At 62.1% G+C, this 20,406-nt stretch carries 14 protein-coding genes; 5 read left to right on the top strand and 9 right to left on the bottom strand.

Annotation, left to right across the window (positions count from 1 at the left end; all coding sequences use genetic code 11):
* The first annotated feature begins 21 nt into the window (after positions 1 to 21).
* From H3V08_RS00200 to gnd, 3 genes are read left to right on the top strand one after another with little or no spacing between them, the layout of a single operon-like run.
* Positions 22 to 1,488, top strand: coding sequence for a GntP family permease (locus tag H3V08_RS00200; protein ID WP_232340011.1), 1,467 nt, complete (start codon positions 22 to 24; stop codon positions 1,486 to 1,488).
* 36 nt (positions 1,489 to 1,524) lie between these two features.
* Positions 1,525 to 2,199, top strand: a complete 675-nt coding sequence (locus H3V08_RS00195) for a gluconokinase (protein ID WP_232340010.1) — start codon at positions 1,525 to 1,527, stop codon at positions 2,197 to 2,199.
* Between the two features lie 24 nt (positions 2,200 to 2,223).
* Complete coding sequence (gnd, locus tag H3V08_RS00190; protein ID WP_198181199.1) at positions 2,224 to 3,102, top strand: phosphogluconate dehydrogenase (NAD(+)-dependent, decarboxylating); 879 nt, start codon at positions 2,224 to 2,226, stop codon at positions 3,100 to 3,102.
* Positions 3,103 to 3,109: 7 nt separating this feature from the next.
* On the opposite strand, the gene H3V08_RS00185 is transcribed toward gnd, so the two are convergent.
* From H3V08_RS00185 to H3V08_RS00170, 4 genes are all read right to left on the bottom strand, one after another.
* Complete coding sequence (locus tag H3V08_RS00185; protein ID WP_198181198.1) at positions 3,110 to 4,036, bottom strand: family 43 glycosylhydrolase; 927 nt, start codon at positions 4,034 to 4,036, stop codon at positions 3,110 to 3,112.
* A 101-nt stretch (positions 4,037 to 4,137) separates the two neighbouring features.
* Positions 4,138 to 5,016 carry a carbohydrate ABC transporter permease gene (locus H3V08_RS00180; RefSeq protein WP_045920986.1) on the bottom strand — a complete coding sequence of 293 codons (879 nt, stop codon included), beginning with the start codon at positions 5,014 to 5,016 and terminating at the stop codon, positions 4,138 to 4,140.
* A complete protein-coding gene (locus H3V08_RS00175; RefSeq protein ID WP_332461785.1) occupies positions 5,013 to 5,954 on the bottom strand; it encodes a carbohydrate ABC transporter permease in 942 nt (313 codons plus the stop codon). Before H3V08_RS00175 ends, H3V08_RS00180 begins: the two co-directional genes overlap by 4 nt.
* An 83-nt stretch (positions 5,955 to 6,037) precedes the next feature.
* The gene (locus H3V08_RS00170; RefSeq protein WP_198181197.1) at positions 6,038 to 7,291 is read right to left on the bottom strand and encodes an ABC transporter substrate-binding protein; all 1,254 of its coding nucleotides are present in this window, start codon (positions 7,289 to 7,291) and stop codon (positions 6,038 to 6,040) included.
* Between the two features lie 217 nt (positions 7,292 to 7,508).
* Here H3V08_RS00170 and H3V08_RS00165 point away from each other — a divergent pair, with 217 nt between their 5' ends.
* Positions 7,509 to 8,543, top strand: coding sequence for a LacI family DNA-binding transcriptional regulator (locus tag H3V08_RS00165; protein WP_198181196.1), 1,035 nt, complete (start codon positions 7,509 to 7,511; stop codon positions 8,541 to 8,543).
* A gap of 49 nt (positions 8,544 to 8,592) precedes the next feature.
* Here H3V08_RS00165 and gndA read toward each other — a convergent pair whose 3' ends face one another.
* From gndA to H3V08_RS00150, 3 genes are all read right to left on the bottom strand, one after another.
* Entirely contained in the window at positions 8,593 to 10,059 is a 1,467-nt protein-coding gene (gndA, locus tag H3V08_RS00160; RefSeq protein ID WP_198181195.1) for an NADP-dependent phosphogluconate dehydrogenase, read from the bottom strand.
* A 140-nt stretch (positions 10,060 to 10,199) separates the two neighbouring features.
* Positions 10,200 to 12,560: a KUP/HAK/KT family potassium transporter gene (locus H3V08_RS00155; RefSeq protein ID WP_442859352.1), complete on the bottom strand. Its 2,361-nt coding sequence runs from the start codon at positions 12,558 to 12,560 to the stop codon at positions 10,200 to 10,202.
* Between the two features lie 306 nt (positions 12,561 to 12,866).
* Entirely contained in the window at positions 12,867 to 13,823 is a 957-nt protein-coding gene (locus tag H3V08_RS00150) for a TatD family hydrolase (protein ID WP_198181194.1), read from the bottom strand.
* Between the two features lie 116 nt (positions 13,824 to 13,939).
* Between H3V08_RS00150 and H3V08_RS00145 the strand changes: the two genes are divergently transcribed.
* The gene (locus H3V08_RS00145) at positions 13,940 to 14,986 is read left to right on the top strand and encodes a glycoside hydrolase family 43 protein (protein WP_198181193.1); all 1,047 of its coding nucleotides are present in this window, start codon (positions 13,940 to 13,942) and stop codon (positions 14,984 to 14,986) included.
* 76 nt (positions 14,987 to 15,062) lie between these two features.
* Here H3V08_RS00145 and H3V08_RS00140 read toward each other — a convergent pair whose 3' ends face one another.
* Together H3V08_RS00140 and metG are read right to left on the bottom strand one after the other, a co-directional pair.
* Complete coding sequence (locus H3V08_RS00140; protein WP_198181192.1) at positions 15,063 to 18,083, bottom strand: HAD-IA family hydrolase; 3,021 nt, start codon at positions 18,081 to 18,083, stop codon at positions 15,063 to 15,065.
* Between the two features lie 337 nt (positions 18,084 to 18,420).
* Entirely contained in the window at positions 18,421 to 20,295 is a 1,875-nt protein-coding gene (metG, locus tag H3V08_RS00135) for a methionine--tRNA ligase (protein WP_198181191.1), read from the bottom strand.
* Positions 20,296 to 20,406 lie beyond the last annotated feature (111 nt).

Here is a 20,406-nt window from a genome sequence, read left to right as displayed (position 1 = left end):
ATGCCATGCAAAATAGGAGCCATGGGCGTACGTCCTGACTTCGTTCCTATCCTCAGAGAAGAGGCAGCCATGCATACAGCACTGCTCGCGGCAGGAGAGGCCGTACAACTCAACAGCACCCGACTGGGCATCAGTCTTGTTCTCAGCCTGGTGGTGCTCATCTTCCTGGTCACCGTCGTTAAACTCCACCCCTTCGTGTCCCTCCTGGCGGCCGGTATGGTGGTCGGCATCGGGTCGGGTTACGGACCAGTGGCCACACTGACCAGCTTCACCGGCGAATTCGGCTCCACCATGGGGTCGGTCGGTATCCTGATTGGTCTCGGAGCCATGATCGGCAAGGTTCTGATGGACACCGGGGCCACCGATCAGGTGGTCAACACCCTGGTATCCAAATCGTCACCGGCCACCATTCCATGGATCATGGCCCTGATAGGAACCCTGATAGGCCTGCCCATGTTCTTTGAGGTGGGGCTGGTCATTCTGGTTCCGGTCATCATCCTGGTAGCGCGCAAGACCGAGCTCCCCCTGATGAGGGTGGCCATTCCCACCCTGGCAGGCCTCTCCATCATGCATGCCTGCGTACCGCCACATCCCGGCCCCCTCGCCGCCCTGAGCCAGTTCAAGGAAACCGGCAATGTGGGCCTTACCATGATGTTCGGCATACCCGTAGCCCTGATCACCCTGGTGATTGTCGGCCCTCTCTTCTCCAAGGTGGCGGCTCGCTGGGTTCCCATCGAGGCCCCGGCGGACTTCGCGGCCAAAAGCGAAGAGGCCGCCAAGGAGGAGGCCCGACTCCCCTCCTTCGGACTCTCGGTCTTCTGCATCATCCTCCCGGCGATTCTCATGCTCCTCACCTCCGTTTTCGAGATAACCTCACCCGACTTCCGCACCCGGACCGACGGGTTCGCCCAGACCATCAACTTCATCGGCAACCCGGTCATGGCTCTGGCCATAGCCCTGATTGTCTCCATGCTGCTCCTCAAGGCCGCCTCCGGCATCTCCTGGAAGACGGTCAACGACTCCCTGGGCGCCTCACTCCCTGCCGTGGCGGGCATCCTCCTGATTGTCGGCGCAGGCGGAGGCTTCAAAGGTGTCCTGGTCTCCACCGGCATCGGCAAGATCATCGGCACCTTCGTCGAGACCTCCAACATCTCCATCTTCCTGCTGGGCTGGCTCATCGCCGTATTCGTCCGCGTAGCCACCGGTTCGGCCACGGTCTCCATCCTGACCACGGCCGGCATTCTCAGCAACGCCATGACCATGATGCACGCCACCCCCATGGCCACCACACTGCTGGTCATCGCCATCGGGGCGGGGTCCATCTTCCTCTCCCACCTCAACGATGCCGGCTTCTGGCTGATCAAGGAGTACTTCGGCATGAGCGTGGGCGACACCCTGAAGACCTGGTCCGTACTGGAGTGCCTCCTCTCGGTGGTGGTGCTGATTCTGGTCATGATCGCCAGCATCTTCGTCCCCATCGCAGGCTGAGCCCCAACACGGCGCACTCATTCAGAAAGGAAACGCATGGTAGACACACTGTCAACGAACGCCAAGGGGTTCGATGAACACTCCATTCCCTCGGCGGTGGAGAATACGGTTCCCGCGGATTACCTCAAGGACCACACGCCAATCCTGGTCATCATGGGCGTCTCCGGCTGCGGCAAGACCACGATGAACACCCACTTGAGCGAAAAGCTGGGCTGGGACATGGCCGAGGCCGATGACTTCCACCCCCAGGCCAACATCGACAAGATGGCCCACGGAATTCCCCTGAATGATGAGGACCGCTGGCCCTGGCTCGACAAGATTCACGACTGGATTCAGGACCACATGGACAGGAAGGTACCCGGCACCGTTACCTGCTCGGCACTGAAGCGGGTCTACCGGGACAGGCTTCGAATGCCCGGGGTGGTGTTCATCCACCTGAGCGGTGACTACGACTCCATCATGGAACGACTCTCGCACCGCCAGGGGCACTTCATGAAGCCCCGAATGCTCAAGTCGCAGTTCGAGACCCTGGAACCTCTGGGCAAGGACGAGATTCACATGACCATCGACGTGGGCCTGCGCATGGCCCCCGAAATCGAGGCCGAGGAGGTCATCGACACCCTGGGATTGCAGTGCGACGTCAAGGCCCACACCGAGCAGGTCAAGGCCGAGCGGGCCCGTCAGGCCGCCAGAAAAACCGAACAACACTGAACGAAGCAGGAAGGAACCAACATCATGAAGATCGGAATGATAGGCCTGGGCCGCATGGGTAAGAACATGGCCGACCGCCTGCGCACAGGTGGTCACCAGGTCGTCGGATACGACATATCGCCCGAGTCGGGCAGGGACGTGGACAGCCTCCAGGCCCTGGTCGACTCCCTGGAGGCACCCCGGGCCATCTGGGTCATGGTGCCCGCAGGCAAACCCATCGAGTCCACCCTTGACCAGCTGGGCGACCTGATGGACCGCGGCGACCTGGTCATCGACGGGGGCAACACCCGCTTCACCCAGGACCAGGTACATGCCAAGGCCCTGGGAGCGAAGGGCATCGGCCTGGTCGACGTGGGCACCTCCAATGGCATCTGGGGCAGGGAGAACGGCTACGCCTTGATGGTCGGTGGATCGGACGAGGATGTTGCCCGGATTCAGCCTATACTCGACACCCTGAAGCCCGAGGGCGAGTTCGGCCTGGTTCACGCAGGCGGCACCGGCGCCGGACACTACGCCAAGATGGTCCATAACGGCATCGAGTACGGAATGATGCAGTCTCTGGCCGAGGGCTATGCCGTCCTGGAGGCCTCCGATCTGATTCAGGAACCAGACGAGGTCGTCCAGTCCTGGCGAAAGGGGTCGGTCATCCAATCCTGGCTCCTGGACCTCCTGGCCAAGTCCCTCCAGGAGGACCCCCACCTGGCACACATCGCCGGTAAGGCCGAGGAGACCGGTGAGACCAAGTGGATGATTGGCGATGCCCTGGAGCTGGGCGTCCCCACCCCGGCCATCACCTCGGCCCTGTACGCCCGCCAGTCCTCGCAGATTCAGGACCCCATGACCATGAAGGCGGTCTCGGCCCTGCGCAACGCCTTTGGCGGTCACCCCATCGTCAAGGAGTGACCTCCCCCTATCGTTGCGTTGATGGTGCCGGGCACCAATACGACCCGACCTGCGGATGGACCTGCTCCATACCCCCTTCATCATCGAAGGCCAGCGGGGCACAGACGATCTCGCGATGGCAGCCATCACCGTGCCCGTCCATGGCGAACCGATGGTAAGCGATGATCCACTGGTCCGTGCCGGGCACCTGCAGGATGCAATGATGACCGGTACCCAGGATTCCCTTGCCCTCATCCTTCTCGACCAGCACCTGCGGCTGCCCCCATGGTCCGTCCAGGGAGTCGGAGACCGCATACCGGACCCGGTATTCAGGATCCCTGGTGTCGTTTTCGGACCAGGAGGCGTAGTACCTTCCCCCGTGCCTGCTGATGGTTATGGCCTCGCGGAAGTTGTCGGGAACCCAGGTTTTCAAGGTCGCATCCACTATGGCCGTACCGTCGTCGCTCAGGGCCGCCATGTAGACCCTTCCGTTCCCCCACAGTAGGTAGGTGGTACCGTCCTCGTCCACGAATATCGAGGGATCGATTGTCTGGCAGTCATATGCATCCGCACGGATCAGGGGGGTTGCGGCCGGCGTGAAGGGGCCGGTGGGGGTCGGGGAGGTCGCCAGACCTATCTGCCCGTCCGCCACGAAGTAGAGCACGAACCCATGCGCGGTCTCCAGCATGCACGGCGCCCAGGCGCCCTGTTTGCCCTCCCACCAGGGGACGTCGTGCAGGTCGAGAATCCTGTGCTCCTGCCAGTTGCAAAGGTCAGTGGATTCGTAGACGCTCATCACCGTGGACGACCAGCCGGGCAGACCGTCCTGGGTGCAGTACATATACCACCGTCCGTCCACCATCTTGAGATCGGGATCGGCACAGTACCCGTGAAGGGGATTGGTGGGAACCTGAATCCTCTGACCCTCCGTCTCTCCCCTACATCCCTTATCCATACAATCGACTCCAGTTCTCTTGTCAAGGGCGTTGCGAGGCCGCACCTGGCAGCCGCACAACGCCGTATTCCTTCAAGCCGGCAAGGCCCGACGCGTATCGGTCATCCCTTCACGGCACCGGCAACCAGGCCGGAGACGATCCACTTCTGGCAGAAGATGAAGAAGACGAAGACCGGTATAAGCGCCAGGACCGTGATGGTCATGAAGCTCGGCCAATCCGTGGTGAACTGACCGACCGCGTTGTAGACCTGGAGCACGATGGTCCGCAGGTCCGAACTGCTGATGAAGACGTTGGCCGTCATGAAGTCATTCCATGTGGTCATGGTCTGGAAGACGATCACCGTGGTCAGGATGGGCCTGATCAGGGGCAAAACGATGTTCCAGAATATCCTCAAGGGCCCTGCCCCATCGATGCGGGCGGCCTCTATCACCTCGAAGGGGAGGGACTGCATGTACCCGACGATGAGGAAGTAGCAGAACACCGCACCGCCCAGGTACATGACAATCAGGCCCAGCAGGGTATTGACCAGGCCGACCGCCGACTCCATTCGATACAGGGGAATCAGCGTCGACTGGGCCGGGATGACGAAGGCGATCATCAGAACGACCCCGACGGTCGAGGTGAACAGGGACTTGCGCAGAATCATGCCATAGGCGGCCAGGGCTCCGATCAGCACCTGGAAGAGCACCCCGAAGAAGGTGACGATCAGGGTGTTGACCAGGCTGCGCACAATGGGCACGGTGGCAAAGGCATGACTGTAGTTCTTCAGGGTCCACTCCTTCGGCAGACCCAGTGGATTGGTGGCCATGTCCGGCACGGTCTTGAAGGTGTTGATCAGGATGTACCAGAGGGGCACGGCGCAGATGAGCGCTATGACCAGCACCACGATGCTTCTGACGATGGAACGACGCCGCTCGCGCTGCTCCAGGGTCGGGCCGTTCCCCGCACCCGATACCACTTGCTGACTGCTGGCACTCATTGGAACCTCCTGGAAATCAGACCGGCCACACCCATCTGGGTGAAGACCACCAGGGCCGTCGCCAGGGTGAAGAGGACGGCCAGGGCCGAACCCAACCCGTACTGGGACTGCCCTATGCCCTGCTGGATAATCGACTGGGTCACCGTATAGGTCGAGTAACCGGGCCCTCCCTTGGTCATCGTGTATGGCAGGTCGTACACCTTCAGCCCTCCCGACATGAGCAGGAAGCTGGATGTAACGATGCCCGGAATCAGCTGGGGCAGGGTGATGTGGATGAACTGCTGCCGCCTGGTGGCACCATCCACGGTGGCCTGCTCGTAAAGGTCACCGGGAATGGACTGCAGGAAGGCCAGGTAAAGGGTGGCATGCCATCCGATCTGGGCCCAGACCGCTATGAAGATCACACAGCACCGGGCCAGGATCGAGTTGGAGAGCCAGGGCAGCGGGCCGAGCCCGAAGGCGCCCAGGACCGTATTGACCACGCCCGACTTCATGGGCGAGAAGATGTACTTCCAGACCATGCCCATGATGGCCAGCGAAGGCACGCTGAAGAAGAAGAACAGGGAGCGCGCGAAGTTCCTCCCCCAGAACTTCCTGTTCAGGGTCACCGCCAGGGGTACGGCGAAGACAGTGACCAGTATGGTCTGGGCGAGCGCGTACACGATGGTGAACACAAGACCCTGCATGGTTGAGGGGTCCGTGAACACGCTGCGGTAGTTGCTCCACCCCACATAGTGCATGTCCATGCTGTACCCGTTGAAGTCCGTCACCGAGTAGATGGCGGTCTGCACCAACGGCACCGCGAAAAGGATGACGAAGACTGCCAGAATCGGCAGGAGGAACCAGAACGAGGTCAGGTCCTCCCTCAGCCCCCGAAGGCGCTTGCGACGGGCGTATTCACGCTCTTCCGGTTCATTTGCCTTCGACCTATCGGCCACGGTAGGCACCCCTTGCACTCCACTGTCAACAGCCATATGTCACCTCTTCCAACCCGTCAGGTCCGACGTTCCCTGTCCGACCCTCATTTCACCGAAGCCATCTTGTCGTCGATGGCCTTGGCCCACTGGTCCACGGATACAGCGCCCTGCACCAGTTGCTGTGTCTCCGACTGCCGGACCGTGGTCAGCACATCGGGCTTGGCGTAGAAGTTCATGACCAGGAAGTAATGACCCGTCCTGACGTTCTCCTCGTACACGGTCTTGTATTCATCCTTGACCTTGGACTTGAATCCATCGACGGTGATGGCGTCACCGTTCTCCGTGCTCTTCTGGAGTGCCCACTCGCTATCCATGAAGGTCAGGAACTTCTGGGCCGCCTTGAGCTTGTCCCCCTTGAGCTTGGAATAGATGGCGTAGGCGGGCGAAGGTGATCCCTGGGCGTAGTTGACCTGCCCCTTGCTGAGCACGGGCATGGGGGCCATGCCCCATTCGAGGGAGGACTCGGAGAAGGAGGGAAGATCCCACGGACCGGTGCAGATCATCGCCACCTGCCCGTTGATGAACTGGGTCTTCATGTCATCCCCGCTGATGCCCACCGTGTCCCTGGTGACCAGGTCCTCGTCGTAGAGCCGCATCCAGGCCTTGACGGCCTCTTTCTGATCGGTGCCCGGGGTCTGGGGGCGCTTGTCCACCAGGGTGGTGACATCGACCTTGTCCTGCTCGAACTGCGAGCCCAGGAAGGCGTCGGGGATTCGGCTGGGGCCATCGGCCACGGTCTCCAGGAATGGAGTGACACCGGCCTTCTTGAGCTTCGCACAGAGTTTGAGGAAGTCATCCCAGTTGTCCGGAACGCTCTTGGCGCCGACCTTGGCCAGGAGGTCCTTGTTGTAGATGATGCCCGAGGCCCAGGAGGAGACGGACATGCCGTAGACCTTCCCGTCACGACTGACGAAGTCCTTGTTGGCCTGCGAGATGTTCTTCATGAAGGGCTCATCGGTCAGGTCACGCACGTACTGGTTTGTGATCAGGTCCGCCTTGTTCTCGGAGGTGATGATGAACACATCGGGGGCCTGGTTGCCCACCAGCCTGGTCTGTAGGGTCTGGATGTACTCGGGGGTCGGCGGCGAATAGCTGAAGTCCACCTCGATGTCGGGATTCTCCTTCTCGAACTCGTCCAGATAGGGCTTCATGGTCTGCTCGTTGTTCCATGAAAGGAAGGTCAGCTTGGTCTTGTCGGCATTGGTGCCATTTCCCCCGCCACAGGCCCCCATGGCCACGACCATGGCTCCGGCCATGGCCGCAACCGCCGCCTTCTTCAGTGTTTTGTTCAGCTTCATGACTCCTCCTTGTAATCAATCCTCTGAATTCCTTGCGGTATTCGACATCGAAACCGACTCAGTTGACACGATTCAATTCAACCGTATTCAGATATAGCACCCTATTTGAATCGTGTCAAACCGAGCGATGTACTACCATCGAGATGTGACCTGACACGATTCACTTTTCTTCACGGCCACAGACTCTACGGGCAGGAAGATTGGAGCGAGGCACGATATGGTGACAATGAGCGACGTGGCCAAGGAGGCCGATGTTTCACGGGCCACCGCCTCGTATGCCCTCAGGGGGGATACCCGCATCGCCGAAAAAACCAGGACGAAGGTCTTGGCAGCGGCGAAGAGGCTCAACTACTCCGCCAACCTTTCGGCCAGGAGCCTCAGGTCAGGCAGGAACGGGGTCATCGGGGTGGCGATCTTCGAATTGGACAAACCCTACCCCTCCCAGATGAGCGCGGCAATCTCCAGGGAGATCAACGCCCATGGCATGCAGGCCATCATCCAGCAGACCATGAACTCCCGCGAGGACGAGGTCTCGATTCTGCGGCGGGTCACCAGCCAGCTCTGCGACGGGACCATTTTCAGCCCGGGCAATGTCTCCAACGAGGAGATGAAGGTCCTCACCCACGGCAAGCCGGTCGTGTTGCTTGACGACCCCTCGGTCCGGCCGGTCTTCGACAGCGTCATGACCGCGAGTCGGGAGGGGGCCAGGACGGCAGTTGCCCATCTGCTCGCCCAGGGGTGCCGTCGCATCGGGGTTGTCGGATCCGACCTGGACATCCTCGATGAACCTTCCAGGAAGAACTCCGTCGCAGCCAGGAGATTGAGCGGATGCCTGGAGGCCCTTGAAGAGGGCAAGAGAACCCTGTCTCCGGACTCCTTCATAGGGCTCGAACCCTGGGATGAGGATTCCGCCCGGTCCCTGGCCCACTCCCTGGCCGCCCAGGGGGACTTCCCCTTCGACGGGGTGTTCTGCATCACGGATTCCATGGCCCTGGGCATGATTCGCGGGTTGCATGAGTGCGGAATCTCCGTCCCCCGGGACGTGGCCGTCATCGGTTTCGACGGTATCAACGAAAGCGCCTCGTACATCCCCTCACTGACGACCATCAGCACCGATCGCGAAGACCTGGCCCACAAGGCCGTTTCCATCCTGCTGCATGACCTCAACCAACCCGACAGGCACCCCAGGCCCCGGCGGCAGACAGCCAAGTTCAGACTGGACGTGAGGGAATCCACCATGCTTGGCCGATAGGCCGCAGGAGGCCGGCACGACCCGGCCGCCAGGAATCCGGGATTGGCCGCTAGTCCTGCTTGATCTCGGACTTGTCTCCGGCCCAGAGGGTGTGGAAGACGCCGGGCTGGTCCACGCGCCCATAGGTGTGGGCACCGAAGAGGTCGCGCTGGCCCTGGATCAGAGCCGCAGGCAGCCGCTTGGAGCGCAGGCCGTCGTAGTAGGAGAGGGAGCTGGCGAAGACCGGAATCGGAATGCCGGCCTGGGTGGCCCGAACCACCACGCGACGCCAGGCATCCTGGGCATCCTCCACGGCCTTCTTGAAGAAGGGGTCGAAGAGGAGGGACCCGAACTCATCACCGGAGGCGTAGGCATCCGAGATCCTGTTCAGGAACTTGGCCCTGATGATGCAACCGCCGCGCCAGATGCGGGCGATGGCGCCCATATCGAGCTTCCAACCGTACACATCGGCCCCCTCCTGCATCTCGTTGAAGCCCTGGGCATAGGCCACGATCTTGGAGGCATACAGGGCCTGGCGCACGTCCTCGATGAAGGCCTTGCGCTGGTCAGGATCGGCCGCCAGATCACTCAGGATGGCCTGGGGCTCGGGGCCGGACAGCCCCTTCTGCTCGGCTTCCTTGCGCAGCTCGGGCGAGGAGGAGAGCCCGCGGGCGAAGACGGCCTCACCTATGCCGGTAACAGGCACGGCCAGGTCCAGGGCGGTCTGGACGGTCCAGGTGCCGGTCCCCTTCATGCCGGCCTGATCGGTCACGATATCGATGAAGGGCTTGCCGGTGGCGGCATCGGTGTGGTGGAGCACCTCGGCGGTGATTTGCACCAGGTAGGAGTTCAGGTCGCCCTGGTTCCACTCGTCGAACACGTCGGCTATCTGCTGGGGTTCCATGCCCAGGCCGCGGCGCATAAGGTCGTAGGACTCGGCAATGACCTGCATATCCGAGTACTCGATGCCGTTATGGACCATCTTGACGAAGTGGCCCGCCCCATCACTGCCGATGTGGGTCACGCAGGGTTCGCCCTCCGCCTGGGCGGCAATGGTCTTGAGAATGGGCCCCAGGGTCTGCCAGGACTCATCGGTGCCACCGGGCATCATGGAGGGCCCCAGGAGGGCCCCCTCCTCGCCACCGGAAACGCCGCAGCCCACAAAGTGCAGACCACGGGCGCGAATCGCCTTCTCGCGGCGGATGGTGTCCTTGAAGTAGGCGTTGCCGGCATCGACGATGATGTCGCCGGGCTCCATCAGGTCGGCCAGGTCGTCGATCATCTGGTCGGTCGGCTCGCCCGCCTTGACCATGATGATGGCAGTGCGGGGCCTGGTCAGGGAACCGACGAACTCCTGAAGGGTCTTGGCGGGAACGAACTTCCCCTCGTCGCCATGCTCCCCGATCAGGGTCTCGGTGCGTGAGTAGTGCCGGTTGTATACGGCCACGGTGTTGCCGTGCCGGGCCAGGTTCCTGGAGAGGCTGGCGCCCATGGCGGCCAGGCCCACAACACCGATATTGGCTTGAGCTTCTGTCATCACTTCACCTTTCGAACGACCTCCCGGACATGGCCGGGTCTGGGTTCTTCACCAGGCCAATTCTATGGCTCAACCCCGATATGGGCGGGCTTGTTTCCATACCGGGGTGATCGTGTCGGAAGGTCAGGCAGTGATTTTGCTCACTCCTCGGGCTGCTGGGCCTGGGGTTGCTCCGTGTGCTGGGCATGGTCGGAGGCCTTGGTTTTGCGCGGATGCAACCTGACCCTGGTCAGCTTGGGCACCGACCGGGTGGAGACGAAGAGGGGCTGGACCTCGACGATCGGATTGTAGGGGGCCAGACCGAACCATTTGATGGGCGAACCGGCCAGCTTCCTGATCGCATACTTGACCTTCAGCGACAGGGCGCCACGGGAGTCGATCTTGGACTCGGGCATCAGGGCCTTGTGGACCAGGACGTAGGTGATGGTCCCAATCTGGGGATCCTCGTCCACCTTGGGGTAGATCGAGGGCTGCTTGGGCAGCTCACCACTGTCGATCAGCTCGTGCATGATCTGGTGGAGGTAGGTGGCCACGTTCTGATCCACCTTGAAGCCCAACTTCATCCGCACCCTGAACAGGTAGTTGGTACCGAAGTTCTCAACCGAGTACTTGCGGGTGTATGGCGCATCGGTGGTCTGGACCGACACGGCCCACCAGGCCCGGGCCCGCTTGGGGTGGTTGGCGAAGATCGAGAAGAAGATGTCCGTATCCAAACGCCGCATCTCAGCATCCGAGGTCAGGTAGACCAGGTTGTCGGCGAAGTAGGGGATGCGGAAGTCGTTGTGGAGCATATCCAGGGCGGGCAGGCACTCCTTGGCCGTCATGTGCCGGCGCTGCGAACGCTCCACCTTGGTGCCCTGGTCCCAGGTGTACATGATGTACAGGATGGCCGCGGTCAACAGCATGGTGAACCAGCCGCCGTGCATGAACTTGGCCATGGAGGCCATGAAGAAGAGAATCTGGATGGCCAGGAAAATCACCGCGAAGACAACCGACCCCACCCGCTTCTTGTCGTGCCAGAGGTAGTCGGCCAGGAGCACCGTGGTGGTGATCATGGTCACCGTCAGGGCCAGACCGTAGGCGGCCGAGATGTGCTCGGAGTCCTTGAAGAGGACCAGGACGGTCAGGGTGGCCACGCAGAGCACCCAGTTGATGGTCGGGATGTAGAGCTGGCCCCTGGTCCTGGCCGGGTAGCGCACCTGGAGGTGGGGCATCCAGTTGAGACCGGTCGCCTCGGAGACCATGGTGAAGGCACCGGTAATCAGGGCCTGGGAGGCGATGACACCGGCCGTCACCGAAAGGATGACCGCCACGTACCGCACGGTGGTGGGCATCATCTGGAAGAAGGGGTTGAGCCCATCCACACCCTGTAGGGCCGGGTTGTTCTTGTTGCGCAGGAGCCAGGCGCCCTGCCCGAAGTAGTTGCAGACCAGGGCGATGTTGATGAAGGGCCAGGTCGCATAGATGTTGCCACGGCCCACATGCCCCATATCGGAATAGAGGGCCTCGGCTCCGGTGGTCGAAAGGAAGACCGTGCCCATGATGGTCAGCCCGACCGGATTCTGGGGGCTGAAGAGGAAGCGGATGCCGTAAACCGGGTTCAGGGCCTCGAAGATGGACCAGTCATTGCCGATGCAGTACAGGCCGATCACCGCCAGGAAGGCGAACCAGACCATGACCACACTGCCGAAGACCTTGCCGATTCGCTCGGTTCCACGCGATTGGACGGCGAAGAGGACCAGGATGATCACGAAGGTGATGACCATGGTCAGGTTCCCGTTTTCACGGAAGACCGGCTCCAGTACGGGTATGGTCTTCAGACCCTCCACTGCCGAGGATATGGAGACCGCCGGGGTCAGCACCGAATCGGCCAGGAAGGCGGCCCCACCCAGCATGGCGGGGATGGCCAGCCACTTCCCGTAGCGACGGACCAGGGTGTAGAGAGCGAAGATGCCGCCCTCCCCCTTGTTATCGATCCGTAGGGCCACCAGAACGTACTTGACCGTGGTGATCAGGGTGATGGACCAGAAGACCAGGGAGAGCATGCCCAGAACCGCAGCCCGGTCCACGCGCTGGATGCCGCCCTGCCCGGCCACGAAGGTCTGGAAGGTGTAGAGGGGGGAGGTACCGATATCGCCATATACCACTCCCAGGGCCACGATGCACATGCCCAGGCTGATCCGGTCGGGCGATGCCTGGACCTTGCGCCACCAGCGCCCCAGGGGACCACGCGGCGGGGTGTGCTGACGCGCGGCCTCACGCTGTGCCTCACGCCGGGCACGCTTGAGCTCGTCCTCCTCCTCGCGGGTGCGGGCCTTGGCCGAAATTCTGGGGGCCTTGGTGAAGCTCTCCTGGGGAAGGATGGAATCCTGCTCGAAAGCCGGCCGGGTACCACCGGTCCTGTCGGCCTCCGTCCCGTGCTCCGTGCCTGTCTCGTTCCCCTCGTCGGACCTGGAAGGTGTCCGGGATGTCACATCCCCGGTTTCCTCCCTCTCCAACATCCGATCCGACCGGCCGTCACGCTCGGGCGATCCGGATAAGCCAGAGGTCTCTTCAGTCCCCTCGGCCCCATCCTCGATCGACATCTCATGCCGCTCACTAGCCATACAGCCCTCCATAGGCCAAAGCCTTCTTCTCGAACGCACGCGGGCAACACTGGGCTCCCGCGCATACCGCGACGACTACCGTAGCACCTTTTGCCTCGCTTGGTGCAACTTCCACGACGGTTTCAGCTCAGGTGTCAGCGAGCGCCCGCAGGCGGGATCCGACCTCCACCCCTGGATGCCTTTTCGCCGTCCGTCCACCGGTCAGATCCCGTAAACCCGCCTGGTGGTTTCCCTCGTGGCCCGGGCGACCTCCTCCACGGGCAGGTCCAGGGCGTCGGCCATGGCGCGGAGGGTGTAGGGAATCATGTAGGGGGCATTGGTCCGGCCCCTGTATGGCATCGGGGTCAGATAGGGGGCGTCGGTTTCGACCATGATGTGGTCAAGCCCTACGACGGACAGTGCCCGGCGGATGCCCTCGTTCCCCTTGTAGGAGAACGTTCCCGAGAAGCTCAGATACCAGCCCTGCTCGGCCGCTACCCGGGCCATGGCCTCATCGCCGGAATAGGAGTGGAAGACGGTCCGCTCGGGTGCCCCGTCAGCCAGGAGGGTGTCGATGACCTCCTGATGGGCATCCCGGTCATGAATCTGCATGGGCAGTCCGAGCTCCTTGGCCAGGGCCATATGGTCACGCAGGGCCTGGCGTTGGATATCCATGGCATCCCGCCCGGTGCGGAAAAGGTCCATACCGGTCTCGCCGATGGCCACCACCTGGTCCGGGTTGCCCTTGGCCAGGCGGCGCACCTCCTCCATGGCCTCCTCGAAGGAGGTATCGTGCCAGGGCCTGTAGGTAACGGGCAATCCGTCCGGCCCCGGCACCCCACGATGACCGTGGAGCACGGCCTCGTTGGGGTGGATGGCCAGGGCGGCATGGACCACACCCGGATGGGCCTTGGCCAGGTCAACCGCCGCCTGTAGGTTAGGCAGCTCGCAGCCTACTTCAATCGCCCCGACCACACCCACGGCCCGGGCCTGCTCCAGCTGCTCATCCACCCCATAGACCGGGACCGGATCCTGTCCCCGCTCCCGGGCCTGCCGGTCCATCCTCCTGGCGAAGGGAATCACCGCAGACATGTGCGTATGGTCATCGATGACGCCGACTCCCTGGGGAAGTGCCTCAGGTGCCGGTGCCCAGCTGCGATTACGATGATGCTTGCTCATGGTTCACAGTCTAGGAACCGCCCCGGCCAGTCGGGCGAACCACAAATCGTGGTTTAGAATCATGACGTGCAGCGATGCACGGATACATGCGCAGCCAACAAGTCGGAGAGACAGTGATGGTCACAGGAAATCCCGATTGCCGAACCGAGGCCTACCTATTCGTTCATTTCACAGGAGATGAAGAGGCGGCCACGGATGAACAGCTGTATTTCGCCCTCAGCCGTGACGGCATCCATTGGACCGATCTTCGCCGCCGTGGGGACCCCATCCTGACCTGGGCCCAGGGCGAACGGGGCGTTCGAGACCCCTTCATCACCCGGGGACCCGACGGGGTCTTCCACATTCTGGCCACCGATTTGTCCATATATCATCGCGGTGGGTGGAGTGAGCAGGCCTCCGTGGACGGGTCCACGGGGCTGGTCATATGGGAATCAAGCGATCTGATCCACTGGGAGGAGCCCCGCCTAGTGGATGTCGCCTCCGCCATCCCCGGCGCAGGCATGGCCTGGGCACCGGAGGCCAGCTGGGACAGCCTGCAAAATCAGTGGATTGTCTATTGGTCCACCCGTGCAGCCTCGGACCTGCCGGACCACCCCCTCGCCAACAGCCTGGGTGAAGCGGTCAACATGTACTATGCGGTCTCGAAGGACCTACGGACCTTCAGCGCCCCGGTCAAGTGGATCGACCGCAGGGCCGACATCATCGACACCACCATGATCCAGACCGAGGACGGCTGGTGGTACAGGGCCTCGAAGGACGATCAGATCAGCATCGAAAGGACACGGAACCCCTATGCCGTCAGCGGCGAGGTGGTCCGCACGGACGATTCGGAACAGTGGTCGTACGTGGGTTCGCTGACCGACATACTCGGTCGCGGCAGATATTCCTCCCGCTACCTGGAGGGTCCGGAGCTCTTCCTTTACAACGAACGGGACGCGGCCGACCCCGATCGGGGCCCCATGCCCTTCGGTCTCATGTGCGACCAGTTCGAGGAGGCGCGCGGGTATCTGACTTTCAGGTCAGCGAACCTGGCCTCGACCGATTCCCGGGACTGGCAGGTGCTGGAGGGAATCGACTACGGCAACCTGAAGAAACGCCACGGGGCCATCATGCCCATCACCACCGCCGAATACCAGGCCCTGGAGGCGGCATTCCAGCGCTGATAAACGGAGGTAATCCGGTAAGGCAAGGCGGTTTCAAGAAGTTCACCGCCTTGCACTGACCTCCTTTTTCCTAATCTCACACCGTCCGCGGGTGGCCCTGCACCTTGACGACGATTTCAGGTCCGGAGAGCCTTTCCAGGTCCACGCCCTGCCCGGTTATGGAGACCCTGAACCGGGTATCGCCCACGGTCAGCTGGTAGGACAGGGAATCCCAGTCCTCGGGCAGGTGGGGATCGATGCTCAGGCTGGTTCCGCCGGTGTCGCGCAGGCCGCCGAAGCCGCAGACCAGGCTGGACCATACCCCTCCGCAGGCCGCCAGGTGAATCCCGTCGGCGGTATTGGCGTGGAGGTTGGACACGTCGGTGAACAGGGACTCACGGAAGTAGCGCATGGCCAGGTCATCCCTGCCCACCTCGGCGGCCACTATGGACTGCGAGGCGGCGGAAAGGGTGGAGTCCCCGGTAGTCAGCGGATCGTAGTAGTCAAAGTCGGCCCGCTTCTGTTCCGGCGTGAACCAGGAGCTGAGCAGGTAGAGGGCCATGACCACGTCGGTCTGCTTGAGCACCTTGTGCCGGTATATGACCAGCGGGTGATAGTAGAGCAGGAGAGGGCGGGCCGTGAACCGGTCGAAGTGCCAGATGGGGCGCTCCATGAACTGGGCGTCCTGGGCGTGCACCCCCTCGTTGTTGTCGTAGGGAACGAACATGGCCTCGGCCGCACGGAGCCACTCCTGGGCGTCCTCGTCGGTGAAGTGCAGACGGGCGCGGATGGAACCGATCATCTCCACCCGGCTCCTGCGCAGGTACTCGTAGGCCCGGTAGGCGGCCATGAGATTGAACTTGGCCATCTCATTGGTGTACAGGTTGTCATCCACCAGGACGGTGTACTCATCCGGTCCGGTAACACAGTGGATATGGAAGCGCCCGTCGGCCTTGTAGCGCCCCAGGCTCATCCAGAGGCGGGCGGTCTCAACCAGAATGTCGATTCCCTCGGTCTCCAGGAAGTCCTGGTCATCGCACACCTGCACATACTGGGCCACCGCATAAGCCACGTCGGCATCGATATGGTACTGGGCCGTACCGGTCGGGAAGTAGGCCGAGGATTCCTCGCCGTTTATGGTCCTCCACGGGAAGAGCCCACCGCCCAGATTCAGCGCGGCGGCTCTGCGACGCGCCGCCGGCAGCATCAGGTAGCGGTAGTGGAGTACCTCCCTGGCCCTTTGGGGGTCCGAGTATGTCAGGAAGGGAAGAATGTAAATCTCGGTATCCCAGAAGTAGTGGCCGCTGTAGCCGGATCCGCTCAGCCCCTTGGCCCCGACACCATTGGTTATATGGGCGGTGGACTGGGCGAGCTGGAAGAGCTCCCAGTGCACCAGCTGCTGGGTGCGGCCCTGGTCACCGGCGCCCACACGGATGTCCTCACGCTCCCAGAACCTGTCGAGCCACTCGCGCTGGCGGTCCTTCATCTCCTGAAGGTCCAGGCCTGCAACCCTGTCGAGGGTATCGCGGCACTCCTCGACCAGGTTCCGGGTGCCCTCCCCGCGCGTCTGAACAACCAGGCCGTTGCCAATGGTGCCCTGGGGGAGGATGGGATGGCTCTGGTACACGGCGTATCGGACCAGACTGGCCGAGCCGCCCTTGCCTATGTCCAGCCGCCAGGACTGGCCGTCGACAGGCTGCCCGTTCTGGGTCTGCCGGACACCCAGGGCCACACTCAGGCGGGAGTTGTTGCAACGGTAAACCCGGCAGTCTCCGTCCGCTTCCGGGTACACCTCATTGTCGAGAACCTCATGCACACCGCACCCGTCGACGATTTGGGACTTGCGGGGGTCGTCGGTCACCGAACGCCGGGGCATGTCGGCATTGATGGCCCCATCCACCACCACGGTCATGTCACGATCGGGGGAATCCACCCTGACTGCGTAAACGGCCAGGTTCCTGTCGAAGAGACAGGCCATCCTCTCCAGATCGACCTTGAGACGGGTGCCATCGTCCAGCCGGTAAAGGTGGGTGGTGGTGCAGATGCCGGCACGGAAGTCCAGGCGCTGCCTGGTCTCCTCGGGGTGGGTCAGGGGAATCCCGTCGACCTTAAGGGTGAAGTCGGAGGCATCCGGCACGCCCTGGATCAGCTGACCCACCTTGGCATACCCGTACCCTCCCTCGGGATGGTTGATGTCGAAGGTGTCGTGGAAGCCGCTCAGAAAGGTGCCGTTGCCCAGACAACGGGTGTCGTCACCCTGCCCGCGTACACCGATGTTGCCGTTGGTCACCGAAAAGTTGGTGGCGCTGACCGCATCAGGATCGCCCACCTCGGTGAAGCTCCACTCGTCAATGGGATACCGGTCCGGGTCCAGGTCGGGGTTCTCCTTGAGCCTGCGCTCGCCCCCGTCATCCTCAACCAGCTCGATCAGGTTGTCGATAACGGTATCAGCCCCCGCTTCCAGCAGGTCCTGATGACCAGCCCCCCGGTCAACACCCACCACCAGACCGAACCGGCCGGCATGGCCCGCGGCCACTCCTGACAGGGCATCCTCCACGACAATGGCATCCTGGTTGCGCAGGCCCAGGAGCTTGGCCGCATAGGCATAGGTATCGGGTGCGGGCTTGCCCTTGAGTCCCAACTCGGCCTTGGTGTTCCCATCCACCACGGTGCTGAAGAACCCGGCAATGCCCGCGGCCTCCAGAACGGTGGCTGTGTTTTTGGAACTGGAGACCACGGCCAGGCGCTTTCCCCCGGTGGTCAGGTGGCGCAGGACATCCACCGTGTCAGGGTAGGGCTGGATGCCTTCTTCATTGAGAAGACGTTCGAAAGTCGTGTTCTTCCGGTTGCCGTACCCGCAGACCGTCTTGGCGTCAGGGCCGTCATCCGGGCTGCCCCATTCCAGGTTCACACCCCGGCTTTTCAGCAGGGCATCAACGCCGTCATAGCGGGGCTTGCCGTCCACGTAGGTGTAGTAGTCCTGCTCGGTGTAGGGCTCGGATCCAGCAGGCAGGACCGCATCGAAGAGCTGCTTCCACGCTTCTTTGTGGAGCTTCGTGGTGGGAACGAGCACCCCATCCAGGTCGAAGAGGACACAGGCGAATCGGGTGGTTTTCATAAGGCTCAATCCTATTGCTCGCATGTGACGAGCAATAGCCCACAAAACAGGATCTGGACCCCGCCGGGCAAAAAAAGAACCTGGCGACCGGGGAAGACCGCCAGGTGAGAAGAGAGAAGAAGGGATTCAATTATGGGGCCTGCAGTAACCCCATCGGCCAGTACTTCAACCGACAGTTCTTATAATAAGCAGCCCTACCTTAAGGGAAGACCCCTAAAACCTAAAAGTTACCTGTGAATCTGCGGTTGAGCCTTGACTGCAAGACCAAACGGCGTGCAGAGCCAGTACAGGCCTCAGCCGAATGCCCTCGTCCGAGGCCTGAAACAGGGACGCCCGATCAGCTTTCGGATTGCTCCTTGAGCTTGGCCTGCTCGGCTTCGAATCTGGCCTGTTCCTTCGCCTTGCGCTCATCCAGCTGGTTTTGGAAACGGTCCAACTCCTCCTGAACGGCCTCCTTGGGAATCTTGGCGAAAATCGGGGTGGGCTTGGCGATTGGAGTACCGTCCTTGATGTCCTCGCGGGACCAGGGATGCACATTCTCGCCCAATATATAGGTGCCGGTGATAATCGGGTAGGTGAAGCCCGGCTTATCCAGGTCCTCCACCTCTTCCAACCGGGGCAGGGGCGAGAAGGTACCGGTGCCGCCCATGGCCTCGTAGACCTTCTGGGAGGCATGGGGCAGGAAGGGGGCCAGCATGGTGTTGGCATCGCAGACGACCTGGGCGGCGGTATGCAACACCGTAGCCAGACGGTCGGGGTCGTTCTTGATCTTCCAGGGTTCCTGGGCCGAAATGTACTTGTTGATGTCGCCCACCAGGCCCATGGCCTCGCCCAAGGCCGCCTTCTGGCGGTGGCGTTCAATCAGCCCGCCGACGGTATCGAAGGCCTGCAGGCCCCTGTCAAGGAGGGCCCGGTCCTCCTCCGTCAGCCAGGAATCCTGAATCTCGGGGATGCAGCCGAAGTCCTTGTTGAGCAGGTTGGCAACACGGTTGACCAGGTTCCCCCAGGAAGCCGCCAGCTCCTCGTTGTTGTGGCGCACGAATTCCGACCAGGTGAAGTCGGAGTCCGAGGTTTCAGGCCCTGCCACCGAGATGTAGTAGCGGACCGCATCCACCGGATAGCGGTCCAGGATGTCCTTGACGTAAATCACGATGCCGCGGGAGGAGCTGAACTTCTTGCCCTCCATGGTCATGAACTCGCTGGCCACCACCTGCTCCGGCAGGTTGAGGTCGCCGTACCCGCCGGCCTCGCCTCCCTTCGACCCCTTGCCGTTGTATGCCAGAAGCTCGGAGGGCCAGATCTGGGAGTGGAAGGTGATGTTGTCCTTACCCATGAAGTAGTAACCGGGGGCTTCCGGGTCGTTCCACCACTTGCGCCAGGCCTCGGGATCACCCTGGCGGCGGGCCCACTCGATGGAGGCCGACAGGTAGCCGATGACAGCATCGAACCAGACGTAGAGCTTCTTGTTGGGGTTGTCGATCCAGCCATCCACGGGTACCGGTATGCCCCAGTCGATGTCACGGGTGATGGCTCTGGGCTTGACCTCCTTGAAGAGCCCCAGGGAGAAGTTGAGGACGTTGCTCCTCCAGCCCTCCCGGGTCTTCAGCCAGGCAAGGTTGGCCTCGGCCAAAGCAGGAAGGTCCAGGAAGAAGTGCCGGCTCTCCTCGAAGCGGGGGGTCTCACCATTGATCTTGGAAACAGGGTTGAGCAGCTCGTCCGGGTCCAGCTCGTTGCCGCAGTTGTCGCACTGGTCGCCACGGGCCCCATCGGCACCGCAGATGGGGCAGGTTCCCTCGATGTAACGGTCGGGCAGGGTACGACCGGTCGATGGCGAAATGGCGACCTTCTGGGTGCCCTCGTAGATGTATCCGTTCTCCAGGCACTGCTTGAAGAGCTCCTGGACCACATGCTCATGGTTGCCCGTGGTCGTGCGGGTGAAGAGGTCATAACTCAGACCCAGGTTGCAGAGGTCCTTGGCGATGACCCGGTTGTAACGGTCCGCGATTTCCTGGGGGCCCACACCCTCGGCATCGGCCTCGACCAGGATGGGGGTGCCGTGTTCATCGGTCCCGGAGACCATGAGGACGTCGTTGCCCTTCATGCGCTCATATCGGGCATATACATCGGAAGGTACGCCGAATCCGGCCACGTGACCGATATGACGGGGCCCGTTTGCGTAGGGCCAGGCGACGGAAACAAGAATATGACTCATAGTTGCAAGGGTATCGTTTTCGGCCTACAACCGGGCGGTCCCGACGTGGGTTTCAGCCTTTCATCCACACGGTTTCTTCCCTGCCTTGTTCCGTACACCGCAGCCACTTTT

It is taken from the genome of Bifidobacterium sp. M0307, from assembly GCF_016100445.1.
Classification (GTDB): Bacteria; Actinomycetota; Actinomycetes; order Actinomycetales; family Bifidobacteriaceae; genus Bombiscardovia; species Bombiscardovia coryneformis.
This window is presented reverse-complemented; position numbering and strand designations above follow the sequence as displayed.